The 12,121-nt window shown below is 60.9% G+C and carries 14 protein-coding genes; 4 read left to right on the forward strand and 10 right to left on the reverse strand.

Annotated features, from left to right (window positions below; genetic code table 11):
• Positions 1–4 precede the first annotated feature (4 nt).
• A complete protein-coding gene (locus tag U0004_RS22040) occupies positions 5–979 on the reverse strand; it encodes a LysR family transcriptional regulator (protein WP_070254084.1) in 975 nt (324 codons plus the stop codon).
• A gap of 116 nt (positions 980–1,095) precedes the next feature.
• On the opposite strand from U0004_RS22040, the gene U0004_RS22045 reads away from it, so the two are divergent.
• Positions 1,096–1,551, forward strand: coding sequence for an MBL fold metallo-hydrolase (locus tag U0004_RS22045; RefSeq protein WP_070254085.1), 456 nt, complete (start codon positions 1,096–1,098; stop codon positions 1,549–1,551).
• Positions 1,552–1,568: 17 nt separating this feature from the next.
• On the opposite strand, the gene U0004_RS22050 is transcribed toward U0004_RS22045, so the two are convergent.
• The 9 genes from U0004_RS22050 to U0004_RS22090 form a co-directional block, all read right to left on the reverse strand.
• Positions 1,569–2,111: an NAD(P)H-dependent oxidoreductase gene (locus U0004_RS22050; protein ID WP_070254086.1), complete on the reverse strand. Its 543-nt coding sequence runs from the start codon at positions 2,109–2,111 to the stop codon at positions 1,569–1,571.
• Positions 2,112–2,335: 224 nt separating this feature from the next.
• Entirely contained in the window at positions 2,336–2,677 is a 342-nt protein-coding gene (locus U0004_RS22055) for a winged helix-turn-helix transcriptional regulator (protein WP_070254087.1), read from the reverse strand.
• Positions 2,678–2,801: 124 nt separating this feature from the next.
• Positions 2,802–4,103 (reverse strand): citrate synthase, encoded by a 1,302-nt coding sequence (gene gltA, locus U0004_RS22060; protein ID WP_070254088.1) that lies wholly within the window; start codon positions 4,101–4,103, stop codon positions 2,802–2,804.
• 122 nt (positions 4,104–4,225) lie between these two features.
• Positions 4,226–4,507 carry an FAD assembly factor SdhE gene (locus U0004_RS22065; protein ID WP_034752073.1) on the reverse strand — a complete coding sequence of 94 codons (282 nt, stop codon included), beginning with the start codon at positions 4,505–4,507 and terminating at the stop codon, positions 4,226–4,228.
• A 116-nt stretch (positions 4,508–4,623) separates the two neighbouring features.
• Positions 4,624–5,334: a succinate dehydrogenase iron-sulfur subunit gene (locus tag U0004_RS22070; RefSeq protein WP_034789099.1), complete on the reverse strand. Its 711-nt coding sequence runs from the start codon at positions 5,332–5,334 to the stop codon at positions 4,624–4,626.
• Positions 5,335–5,344: 10 nt separating this feature from the next.
• A complete protein-coding gene (gene sdhA, locus U0004_RS22075; RefSeq protein WP_034789101.1) occupies positions 5,345–7,126 on the reverse strand; it encodes a succinate dehydrogenase flavoprotein subunit in 1,782 nt (593 codons plus the stop codon).
• Between the two features lie 2 nt (positions 7,127–7,128).
• A complete protein-coding gene (gene sdhD / locus U0004_RS22080) occupies positions 7,129–7,494 on the reverse strand; it encodes a succinate dehydrogenase, hydrophobic membrane anchor protein (RefSeq protein ID WP_034789102.1) in 366 nt (121 codons plus the stop codon).
• Positions 7,494–7,916: a succinate dehydrogenase, cytochrome b556 subunit gene (gene sdhC, locus U0004_RS22085; RefSeq protein WP_034789105.1), complete on the reverse strand. Its 423-nt coding sequence runs from the start codon at positions 7,914–7,916 to the stop codon at positions 7,494–7,496. Before sdhC ends, sdhD begins: the two co-directional genes overlap by 1 nt.
• 306 nt (positions 7,917–8,222) lie before the next feature.
• Positions 8,223–9,110, reverse strand: coding sequence for a GntR family transcriptional regulator (locus U0004_RS22090; protein WP_081345455.1), 888 nt, complete (start codon positions 9,108–9,110; stop codon positions 8,223–8,225).
• A 305-nt stretch (positions 9,111–9,415) separates the two neighbouring features.
• On the opposite strand from U0004_RS22090, the gene U0004_RS22095 reads away from it, so the two are divergent.
• The 3 genes from U0004_RS22095 to U0004_RS22105 all read left to right on the forward strand — a co-directional run bounded on the left by U0004_RS22095 (position 9,416) and on the right by U0004_RS22105 (position 12,089).
• The gene (locus U0004_RS22095) at positions 9,416–10,405 is read left to right on the forward strand and encodes a malate dehydrogenase (RefSeq protein ID WP_034789110.1); all 990 of its coding nucleotides are present in this window, start codon (positions 9,416–9,418) and stop codon (positions 10,403–10,405) included.
• Positions 10,406–10,516: 111 nt separating this feature from the next.
• Positions 10,517–11,515 (forward strand): HpcH/HpaI aldolase/citrate lyase family protein, encoded by a 999-nt coding sequence (locus tag U0004_RS22100; protein WP_034789112.1) that lies wholly within the window; start codon positions 10,517–10,519, stop codon positions 11,513–11,515.
• Between the two features lie 13 nt (positions 11,516–11,528).
• Positions 11,529–12,089 carry a hypothetical protein gene (locus tag U0004_RS22105; protein WP_070254089.1) on the forward strand — a complete coding sequence of 187 codons (561 nt, stop codon included), beginning with the start codon at positions 11,529–11,531 and terminating at the stop codon, positions 12,087–12,089.
• Positions 12,090–12,121 lie beyond the last annotated feature (32 nt).

Below are 12,121 nucleotides of genomic sequence, written 5' to 3' on the forward strand. Positions count from 1 at the left end.
ATGCTTACAACACATCGGCGGCCCTGCCGGTGTGCCGCTTGCGTCCATCTGGTCTGCCCGGCAACGGCGCCGCCGCGATGGCCGCCAACCAATCGGGATCACCGGCAAACCACTCCACCAGGAAGTCGAGCATGGTGCGCAGCAGGGGCGACATGTGCTGGCGCGAGGTGTAGACGCCGTAGATGCCCATGTCCTGCGGCTGGTACGCGGGCAAGAGCTCCACCAGCTGCCCGCTGGCGATCAGCGGCGTGGCCGAAAAGCGCGGCTGCATGGCGATGCCCGCCCCCGCCACCGTGGCCACCAGCAGGACCAGCGATTCATTCGCCGACAGGCGGCCGCTGACAGGGACAGTGAGCGCTTCCCCGTCATGCGTAAACTGCCACAGGCTCTTGCCGAAATACGTGTACGTCAGGCAGTTGTGCAGGGCCAGGTCTTGCGCCCGGCGCGGCGTGCCGTGCACCGCCAGGTACGATGGTGCGGCGCACACCACCGAGGCGCAGCTGGCCAGCTGGCGCGCGATCAGGTTCGGCTCGAGCGCGTTGGTGATGCGGATCGCCAGGTCGATGCGCTGCTCCACCAGGTTGACGGCGCGGTTCTCCATCTGCAGGTCGACGGCGGCGCGCGGATAGCGCCGCAGGTAAGCGGTTACTGCGCCAGCCAGCGCCGTCTGCGTCAGGGATTGCGAACAGGTGATGCGCAACAAGCCGTGCGGCGTATCGAGGCCCTCGGGCGAAGTGACGGCCATGGCGCCAGCCACTTCCAGCATCTGCCTGCAGCGCGCCAGGGTGGCATCGCCCGCATCCGTCAGGCTCAGCCGGCGCGTGGTGCGATGCAACAGCCGCGCCCCCGCCCATTGCTCCATTTCGGCCAGGTAGCGCGTCACCATGGCGCGCGACATGTCGAGCGCTTCGCTGGCGGCCACCATGCTGCCACGCTCGGCGATGGCGACGAATACTTGTGCGGCGGTGATGCGGTCCATGCGGTACTCCCTTGATTCGTCCGATCCATGCAACTAAGTATTGCAATCTACCCTATTTCTCACGCCTGGTCGAAAGGATAATATGCGACAAGAGCATCCAATGCAGAAAGAATAATATGTTTGCACGCGCCGCCCGCCCCTCCCGCACGCTGGAGACCTTCCGCCTGGATGTGCTGGGCCGCGCACCGTCCACTTCGCTGCTCCTGAGCGGCATGGCGGACGCCATCCTCGTCAACACCCAGTTCCTGCGCGGCGATGCGGCGCAGTTAGCGCACACCATCGCCGCCAGCGGCAAGCGCCTGACAACCATCTATATCAGCGCGGCCGAACCGCAAGCCTATTTCGGCCTGGGCGTGCTGCAGCAAGCCTTTCCGCAAGCGCGCATCCTCGCCAGCGGCGCCACGGTCGAGGCGATCCGCCGCCAGGCCGGCGCCAGGGTCGCCCACTGGGGCGGCATCCTCAAGCACAATGCCCCGCACCGCATCGTCATGCCCCAGCCCTATGAGGGCGACAGCCTGCAACTGGAAGGCCGGCACGTCGCCCTGCGCCACCTGGAAGCGGCCTTCAACTGACACGACGCAGGCCTGCCCTACAACGCCCCCAGGAAGCGCTCGTATTCTTGCGCGCTGCGCGCCAGCCGCTCGGCATAGCCCGTTTCCTTCGGCCCGTCTTCCGCCCCATAGAAGGCAAAGAAGCGGCGGTTGTCGGCGCCGATATACGCGAGGGTGACATCGAACGGTGCCAGCAGCTGCGCCAGGGTGACGTTCCACCTGCCTTCCGGCGTGAAATCCTCCTCGCGGATGCCGGCCGTGACGGCCAGCGCCACTTTACGGCCCCTGAAGGCATCGCCGCCCGTGCCGTAAGCCCAGCCATATGCCAGCACCTCGTCGAGCCACCGCTTCAGCAAGGGCGGGCAGTTGAACCAGTAGACGGGGAATTGCAGGACGACATTGGCGTGCGCCTCCACCAGCGCCTGCTCGCGCGCCACGTCGATGTTTCCATCCGGATAAGCCTGGTGCACGTCGTGGATGGTATAGCGGTCCGGATACTGCGCCAGTTCCTGCAGCCAGCGCTTGTTGGCGACCGACGTGTCGATGGCGGGATGGAAGACGATAACGAGGGTTTTCATCATGCTGATTTCCTGAAAATGGGATGGACGCACCAGCCCGCCTGCACAGGAAAGCAGGCAAGCCGATACCCTGCCCCGTGGCACGCGGCATGTGGCCGCGCGCCTGCAGGGGCAAAAACAGCATAACCATGGCGAGTACTTTTCACAAGTACGCACATTTACCACTCATACAGTAAGAAAAGTAAGCTGCAAGGCCGTGAAAAGACGTTTGGCCATGCGCATCCGGATCAGGCTGGCTGGTGCCGTTCGCCCCACGCGCACAAGGTATGCAGCACGGGAATCAGCGAGGCGCCCTTGCTGGAAAGCGAATATTCCACCTTGGGCGGCACTTGCGGATATTCCTTGCGGACGATCAGCCCATCGGCCTCCAGCTCCTTCAGCACGACGCTGAGGGTCTTGAAGGCGATGCCGCCGAGATGGCGCTTGAGTTCGTTATGCCGCAGCACGGTGTTTTCCGCCAGCGCATACAGGATCAGCATCTTGTATTTGCCGCCGATCAGCGACAAGGTATAACCAAATGCCGTATCGCCCAGGGCCACGCCGCTGGGCGCGCAGATTTCTTCATTCATCGCGTTGTACTTCCTGTTGAACCAGGATCCGAGCATAACAGCCCGGCGGCCCTGGCTTGCATCGAACACGCACATAAAAAAACGGGCCGAAGCCCGTTTTTTGTTTGCTTGATACCGCTCTGGATTAACGCTTGTCCAGTGGCGGTACTTCGCGCGTGGTCGAACCGACGAACAGCTGGCGCGGACGGCCGATTTTTTGCTCTGGGTCGGCGATCATTTCGTTCCACTGGGCGATCCAGCCGATCGTACGGGCCATAGCGAAGATACCGGTGAACAGCGACACAGGGATGCCCAGCGCCGATTGCACGATGCCCGAGTAGAAGTCGACGTTCGGGTACAGTTTGCGCGACACGAAGTATTCGTCGTTCAGTGCAATCTTTTCCAGTTCCATCGCCAGCTTGAACAGCGGATCGTCTTGCAGACCCAGTTCTTGCAGCACTTCGTAGCAGGTTTCACGCATCAGCTTGGCGCGTGGATCGAAGTTCTTGTACACGCGGTGGCCAAAGCCCATCAGCTTTACGCCGGAGTTCTTGTCCTTGACTTGCTCGATGAAGGCAGGGATGTTCTCGACGGCGCCGATTTCCTTCAGCATGTTCAGTGCCGCTTCGTTGGCGCCGCCGTGGGCAGGACCCCACAGGCAGGCGATACCGGCAGCGATACAGGCGAACGGGTTGGCGCCCGACGAACCGGCCAGACGGACGGTCGATGTCGATGCGTTTTGCTCGTGGTCCGCGTGCAGGATCAGGATGCGGTCCAGGGCGCGCACCAGCACGTCGTTGACCTTGTACTCTTCGCACGGGTTGGCGAACATCATGTGCATGAAGTTGGCGCTGTACGACAGGTCGTTGCGTGGGTACACGAACGGCTGGCCGACCGAGTACTTGTAGGTCATGGCGACCAGGGTTGGCATCTTGGCGATCAGGCGGATGGCCGACACTTCGCGGTGACGCGGGTCGTTGATGTCCAGCGAGTCATGGTAGAACGATGCCAGCGCGCCGACGGTGCCCACCAGGACCGACATCGGATGCGCGTCGCGGCGGAAGCCACGGAAGAAGAATTGCATCTGTTCGTGCACCATCGTGTGCTTGGTGACGGTGTCGACGAACTTGGCTTTTTGCGCCGCGTTCGGCAATTCGCCGTTCAGCAGCAGGTAGCACGATTCCATGAAGTCGGCGTTGACGGCCAACTGTTCGATCGGGTAACCGCGGTACAGCAGCTCGCCCTTGTCGCCGTCGATGTAGGTGATCGACGAGTTGCAGGCGGCCGTCGACATAAAGCCTGGGTCGTAGGTGAACTTGCCGCTACCGGCGTACAGTTTGCGGATGTCGATGACGTCCGGGCCAACCGTGCCTTTGTAGATTGGAAATTCAAGCGATGGGCTGCCATCGGAGAACGACAGGGTAGCTTTTGTGTCAGAGATATTCATGGGCTCTTCCTTCTCGGGAGTGAGTCGAAATTAAAATCAAAAATTCTGGCTGCAATTCGCACCGCAATTCGGCAGTGCTACAGCGCGCCACTCGCACCGTTTGCAATATATCGCCCAGGCGTCTAGGCAATGCGCAGTCGTTGCAGCAGTGCGCGCACATGCGGCAGATCGACTTCGCCTTCCGGCTCTTTACGGGCCAGTACCAGATCCATTAACGCATTGTCCGATAAATCCAGCAAACGCGTCAGCGCGTCAACTTCTTCATCGGTCAATTCGGTTTCATACGCATCGAGAAAACGGGTCAGGATAATGTCGTTTTCCAGCAGGCCACGGCGTGAACGCCAGCGCAGGCGGGCGCGGTTGGCCGGGTCGGCCTGATGCGAGGACAAAATTGATTCTGTCATTTGGTTTACCACTTTACGTGTGCCTTGCGGCACGGTGCTGCTTTGCAGGCGCCGCCTGCAGGCAAGAGAGGATACCCTCTTCCCGCAAACGGCGCCCGGCGGACGCGATCAGGGGATCAGATCGCGCGGCGGACCATCAACTCCTTGATCTTGCCAATCGCCTTGTTCGGGTTCAACCCTTTCGGGCAGACGTCGACGCAGTTCATGATCGAATGGCAGCGGAACAGGCGGTACGGGTCTTCCAGGTTGTCCAGACGCGCACCGGTGGCTTCGTCGCGCGAATCGGCGATGAAGCGGTAGGCTTGCAGCAGGCCGGCCGGGCCGACGAACTTGTCCGGATTCCACCAGAACGACGGGCACGACGTGGAGCAGCATGCGCACAGGATGCACTCGTACAGGCCATCGAGTTCTTCGCGCTGTTCCGGCGACTGCAGGCGTTCCTTTTCAGGCGGGATCGAGTCGTTGATCAGGAAAGGCTTGATCGAATCGTACTGCTTGAAAAATTGCGTCATGTCGACGATCAGGTCGCGGATGACTGGCAAACCTGGCAACGGACGCAGCACGATAGGCTCCGACAGTTCGTTCAGGTTGGTGGTGCATGCCAGGCCGTTCTTGCCGTTGATGTTCATCGCGTCCGAACCGCACACGCCTTCGCGGCACGAGCGGCGCAGGGCCAGCGAGTCATCGACGTCCGACTTGATGCGCTGCAGTGCGTCGAGCAGCATCTTGTCGGTGTCTTTCAGTTCGACCGTCAGGTCTTGCATGTAAGGCTTGGCATCCTGGTCAGGATCGTAGCGGTAGATTTTGAATTTGAGAGTGCGTGCCATGTTCTGACCTTTAGAAAGTACGTGGTTTTGGCTTGAAGGTATCGACCGTCAGCGGTTTGGTCACGACTGGCTTGTATTCCAGGCGGTTGCCTTCCGAGTACCACAGCGTGTGCTTCATCCAGTTGTCGTCGTCGCGGGTCGGGTGATCATCCTGGGCGTGGGCGCCGCGCGATTCCTTGCGGGCTGCTGCCGAGACGATGGTCGCTTTCGCCGTTTCGATCAGGTTGTCCAGCTCCAGCGCTTCCACGCGGGCCGTGTTGAACACCATCGATTTGTCCTTGAACGAGACGTGCTTGCGGCGCTCGTCAAGCTTCATGATTTCGATCACACCCTGGTCCAGCATCGCGTCGGTACGGAACACGCCACAGTACTTCTGCATGGTGGCGCGAATCTCGTTCGCCACGCCCTGCACGGTTTCCGTGCCGGTCGAGTTTTCCAGGCGCGCCAGGCGGCCCATGGCGAAATCGGCAGCGTCGGCTGGCAAAGGCTTGTTTTCCTTGGCTTTCAGGCCGCTGTTGACGATGTGGTTACCGGCCGCGCGGCCGAAGACCACCAGGTCGAGCAGCGAGTTCGTGCCCAGGCGGTTGGCGCCGTGCACGGAGACGCAGGCGCATTCGCCGATCGCGTACAGGCCGTTGACGACTTTCGCCGAATTGTCCGGACCGGTCGGGGTGACGACCTGGCCGTGGATGTTCGTCGGAATGCCGCCCATCTGGTAGTGAATCGTCGGCACGACAGGAATCGGTTCCTTGGTGGCGTCGACGTTGGCGAACTTGTGGCCGATTTCCAGGATCGACGGCAGGCGCTTGGCGATGGTATCGGCGCCGATATGGCGCAGGTCCAGCATCACGTGGTCCTTGTTCGGACCGCAGCCGCGGCCTTCCTTGATTTCCTGGTCCATCGAACGCGAAACGAAGTCGCGCGGCGCCAGATCCTTCAAGGTTGGCGCATAGCGCTCCATGAAGCGTTCGCCTTCGCTATTGATCAGGATGCCGCCTTCGCCGCGCACGCCTTCGGTGATCAATACGCCCGCGCCGGCCACGCCGGTCGGGTGGAACTGCCAGAATTCCATGTCTTGCAGCGGCAGGCCGGCGCGTGCCGCCATGCCCATGCCGTCGCCGGTGTTGATGAAGGCATTGGTCGACGCGGCGAAGATACGGCCTGCGCCGCCCGTTGCCATGACCGTCGTTTTTGCTTCCAGGATCATGCATTCGCCGGTTTCCATTTCCAGCGCAACAACACCGATCACGTCGCCGTCGGCGTCACGGATCAGATCGAGTGCCATCCATTCGACGAAGAAGTGCGTACGGGCGCGCACGTTGCGCTGGTACAGGGTGTGCAACAGGGCGTGACCGGTACGGTCGGCTGCCGCGCAAGCGCGCTGCACCGGCTTTTCGCCGAAGTGGGCCGTGTGGCCGCCGAAAGGACGCTGATAGATGGTGCCGTCAGGGTTGCGGTCGAATGGCATGCCGAAGTGTTCCAGCTCGTACACGACCTTCGGTGCTTCGCGGCACATGAATTCGATGGCATCCTGGTCGCCCAGATAGTCGCCGCCCTTGACGGTGTCGAACATATGCCAGAACCAGTTGTCTTCGGCCATGTTGCCGAGCGACGCGCCGATACCGCCCTGCGCCGCAACGGTGTGCGAGCGGGTCGGGAAAACTTTCGACAGGACAGCGACGTTCAGACCGGCTTCAGCCAGCTGCAACGACGCGCGCATGCCGGAACCGCCGGCGCCAACGATTACCGCATCAAAGCGGCGGGTAGGAATTGCAGATTTATATGCTGCCACGATTACACACTCCAGAGTATCTGTACCGTCCAGCCGGCACAAGCGATCAACCACAGCATGGTGGCAATTTGCAGGGTCATGCGGAGGCCAACGCTTTTCACGTAGTCCATCCAGATATTGCGTACGCCGACCCATGCGTGGTAGAACAGGGCGACAAACGTCACCAGGCTGAATAATTTGAACCATTGCTGTGCAAACAATCCTGCCCAGCCTTCATAGCTGAAGTTGCTGCCGGTCAGGAAGGCGATCAGCAGGATGGCGACGTAGGCCACCATGACGAGGGCGGTGACGCGTTGCGCCAGCCAGTCGCGCAAGCCGTAATGGGCGCCGACGACAAGGCGTTTCGGTCCGATGTTATTGTTTGCCATTAAAATACTCCAAACAGTTTCAAAGCGACCAGAGCGGTCAGTACCAGGCTGATCACCAGAACGAACTTGGCGGTATTGCGCGCGGGCTCTTTCTCGGCGGCGACGTGCACGTCCATGAGCAAGTGGCGGATGCCGGCGCAGAAGTGATGCAGGAAGGCCCAGACCAGACCCAGCGTGATCAGCTTGACGAACCAGTGCGAGGCGATGCCCTGGAAGTAGGCGTAGGACATTTCGGAACGCAGGCTCAGTTCCAGCATGTACAGGATGCACGGCAGCAGGGCGAAAATGATGATGCCGCTGATACGATGCAGGATCGAGACGATGGCGCCGATCGCCATGCGGTAGTTCGACAATTCGGTAACATGGATGTTACGGAATTGCGGCCGTTCTTTTTTTGGTACTTCTCTTACGGCTTCAGACATAACAAAAACCTCCCCTTTGAATTTCAACTAAATATTGAAGCCGCGATTTTCGCCGATTTTCGCAACCCATACCAATATCTATTGTTACATATAACCAAAATGGTTTTTTACTACAAAATACCGCGCTACTTTCCGTAGTTCACGTAATTTAATTACAGAATCGCCGGCAAAACACGGCCCGCCGGGGCGGGCCATGCTGTCGCTGCGCTTTCCGTTGTCTCCGTTGCCCGCCTTGCGGCAGGCATCTTGCAAGCGATGCACTTCAGCCTTGCTGCTTGTTCGGACGCCCACGGGCGCCCCGCCGCTTCAGCTGAGTTCATTCTGATAATGATGGCGACTGGTCAGGTACAGGCCCCGGCGCAGTTCGACCGGCTTGTCGCCGTAGGTAAACGACACGCGCTCGGAACTGAGCAGGGGCGTGCCGAGGTCGATATTTAACAATTGCGCGGCGCCTGCGTCGGCGCACACGGCGCGGATCTGTTCGGACGCGCGTATCATGCGCGTGCCAAATTCCGTTTCAAACAGGCCGTACATGGGGCCCTTGTATTCCACCAGGCGTTCGGCCGTCAGACCCTTGAAGATCAGGCCGGGCAGCCACAGCTCTTCGACGATGGTCGGCACGCCGTCGAAATACTGCACGCGCTTGATGAAGATGACGGCGTCGCCGGACTTCAGGTCCATCAGGCGCGCCACGTCGGCTGGCGCGCGCACGCGCTTGACTTCGATAAACTTGCTTTCAGGATAATGCGGTACGCCTTCGTCCGGCACCAGGCGCAGGAAGCGGAAATGCGCGCGCGCCTCATGGTGGGTGGAAACGAAGGTGCCCTTGCCCTGGCGCCGCATGACGAGATTCTCGGCGGCCAGTTCATCGATGGCCTTGCGCACCGTGCCCTGGCTGACCTTGAAGCGCCCCGCCAGCTCGACTTCGCTGGGAATCAGTTCGCCGGGCTTCCATTCGCCCGATTGCAGGCTTTGCGTGATGAGCGCCTTGATCTGCTGGTACAGGGGACTGAAGGTGGGCGATGCAGTCGCGGCAGGCGCGGCCACGGCAGCAGTGGTATTCACGCTGGCAACAGGGGTGGCGGCAGTGCCGGCCGCTGCGGCAACGGGCGTGGCCGGGGTGCCCGCGGTCGGACTGACCGCCCCGCTTGCAGCAGTGGCATTGTTGGTCAGATTGGACGAGGCGGAATTCATAGTCCGACATTTCAACACAAATCACTGCCCGCGTCCAGTAAAAGACTCGTAGTTATCTGTCTTATATAAGACATAAGATATGATTGACAGATGCAGATCAGGGGCCTAAACTGCCCTCGATAAAACTTGTGAGCCAGCGTTTTATGTTGTCGGCCAGCCACTCTGGCCTCGTGCAGCACAAGCGTGACGGCAGCGTACACCAGCAATTCGGTGGCGCGGGCCGGTTTTGGTATCATTATAGTTTTTCCGGATAAGCGTAAGCCCAGCTTCAAGCCCGTTTTCTTTCCCATTTTTGGAGATTCATCATGGCTAAAACCCCAATGCGTGTTGCAGTGACCGGCGCCGCCGGCCAGATCGGCTACGCCCTGTTGTTCCGCATCGCCAATGGCGACATGCTCGGCAAAGACCAGCCTGTCATCTTGCAACTGCTTGAAATCCCGGACGAAAAAGCCCAGAAGGCGCTCAAGGGCGTGATGATGGAAATCGACGACTGCGCATTCCCGCTGCTGACGGAAATGACCGCCCACTCCGATCCGCTGACCGCATTCAAGGATGTCGACGTGGCCGTACTGGTTGGCGCGCGTCCGCGCGGCCCAGGCATGGAACGCAAGGACCTGCTGGAAGCGAACGCCCAGATCTTCACGGTGCAAGGCAAGGCGCTCGACGCCGTCGCTTCGCGCAATGTCAAAGTGCTGGTGGTCGGCAACCCTGCCAACACCAACGCCTACATCGCCATGAAATCGGCGCCATCGCTGCCAGCGAAAAACTTCACCGCCATGCTGCGCCTGGACCACAACCGCGCGCTGTCGCAAGTCGCTGCCAAGACCGGCACCGCCGTGAAAGACATCGAGAAGCTGACCGTCTGGGGCAACCACTCGCCAACGATGTACGCCGACTACCGCTTCGCCACCGTGAACGGCAAGGCTGTGAAAGACCTGATCAACGACCAGGAATGGAACGCCAACACCTTCCTGCCAACCGTCGGCAAGCGCGGCGCCGCCATCATCGAAGCGCGCGGCCTGTCGTCGGCAGCGTCGGCAGCGAACGCCGCCATCGACCACATCCATGACTGGATGCTGGGCACCGCCGGCAAGTGGACCACCATGGGCGTTCCTTCGGATGGCTCGTATGGCATTCCTGAAGGCACCGTATTCGGCTTCCCGGTCACCACCGACAACGGTGAGTACACCATCGTTCAAGGTCTGGAAATCGATGCATTCTCGCAAGAGCGCATCAACCTGACCCTGAAAGAACTGACCGAAGAGCGCGAAGGCGTGAAACACCTGCTGGCCTAAGTCCAGTTTTGGCGGCGCGGCAATGCGCCGCCCGCCAAAGAAGGCCGCCCTGCGAGATTCGCGGCGCGGCTGTTTTATCAAGTAGTTTTTACCTGCAGAAATGCCTTAAGCATGCACCCTTCCGAGGTTTTATTCCAAGGCAAACGCCAGCCGCTGTTGCTCGCCGCTTGCGACCACTACGCCGGCTCTGAAAAGCTGATGCGTAAATCGATTGCTTTGCAACAAGAGCTTGGCCCCCTGTTCGACATCACGTTCGACTGCGAAGACGGCGCCAGCGCCGGCAATGAAGAATCCCACGCTCTGATGATCGCGGGCCTGCTGGCCAGCGACGAGAACCAGTTCAACCGCATCGGCGTGCGCGTGCACGACGTCGACAGCCCGTTTTTCGCGCGCGACGTGGAAATCATCTGCACCGCCGCCTCGCGTCTGGCCTACATCGCCGTGCCCAAGGTGGGCGGCGTGCAGGATGCCATGCTGGCCATCGACCTGATCAACCTGCACGCGCGCCGCGCCGGCCGCGACAACCTGCCCGTGCACATCCTGATCGAGACGCATGGCGCGCTGCGCGACGCCTATGCGATCGCCGCCCTGCCCCAGGTCGAATGCCTGTCCTTCGGCATCATGGATTTCGTTTCGGCCCATTACGGCGCCATTCCCGCCGCCGCCATGCGCACGCCGGGCCAGTTCACGCACCCGCTGGTGGTGCGCGCCAAGCTGGAAGTGGCGGCCGCCTGCCATGCGCATGGCAAGGTGCCGTCGCACAACGTGACGACGGACGTGCGCGATTCGGCCGTGGTGGCCAACGATGCCCAGCGCGCAACAGCCGAGTTCGGCTACACGCGCATGTGGAGCATCCACCCGGACCAGATCAAGCCCATCATCAAGGCCTTCACGCCGCGCCTGTCCGAAGTCAACGAGGCCAGCAACATCCTGAATGAAGCGCTGCGCGCCAATTGGGGACCGATTGCGCAAAATGGCCGCTTGCACGACCGCGCCAGCTACCGATATTATTGGACCGTTTTGCAACGCGCCAAACTGGCAGGCCTCGGCCTGCCCGAGGCGGCCGCTGCATTACTCAACGCCCCCTCTTCCAGCACCACTGAAAACTGACAGGAATTACACGATGTCCCTCTCCAAATTAGCAATTGCCTGCAGCGTCGCGCTGGGCGCCATGACCCTCACGCTGGCGCCAGCCAGCTTCGCCGCCACGGATACCAAGGAAGCGGCAAACGCCAAGGCGGTCAAAGCCAAGGCCAAGCCGAAAGCCAAGGCCACCAAGGCAAAGGCTGCCGCCAAGGAAGCGCATCCGCTGGCCATGTCCATGGTCGACAAGGAAGAGTCCGACGAGCCGGACACCGCGGGTTCGGCCTCCACCGATTTCAATTGTGAACTTGGTAATAAAATTACCATCTACACCAATGCTACTGACGACAAACACATCGCCCTGCGCTGGAAGAAGCGCCTGCACCGCCTGAGCCGCGTTGGCACCACCACCGGCGCCAACCGCTTCGAGAACCGTTTATACGGTCTCGTCTGGATCGGCATCCCGGCCAAAGGCATGCTGCTCGATTCCAAGCAGGGCCGCCAACTGGCCAATGAATGCAAGGATGCAGAGCAAGCCAAGCCGGCGACAGTGGTGGAAGCCGCGCCATCGCTGGGCGTGCTGCCGGCCACCGGCGGCTGATGTGCGTAGCAAGGGCCTCTTCGGGGGCTCAG

The sequence above is a fragment of the Janthinobacterium lividum genome (assembly GCF_034424625.1).
Lineage (GTDB): Bacteria > Pseudomonadota > Gammaproteobacteria > Burkholderiales > Burkholderiaceae_D > Janthinobacterium > Janthinobacterium lividum.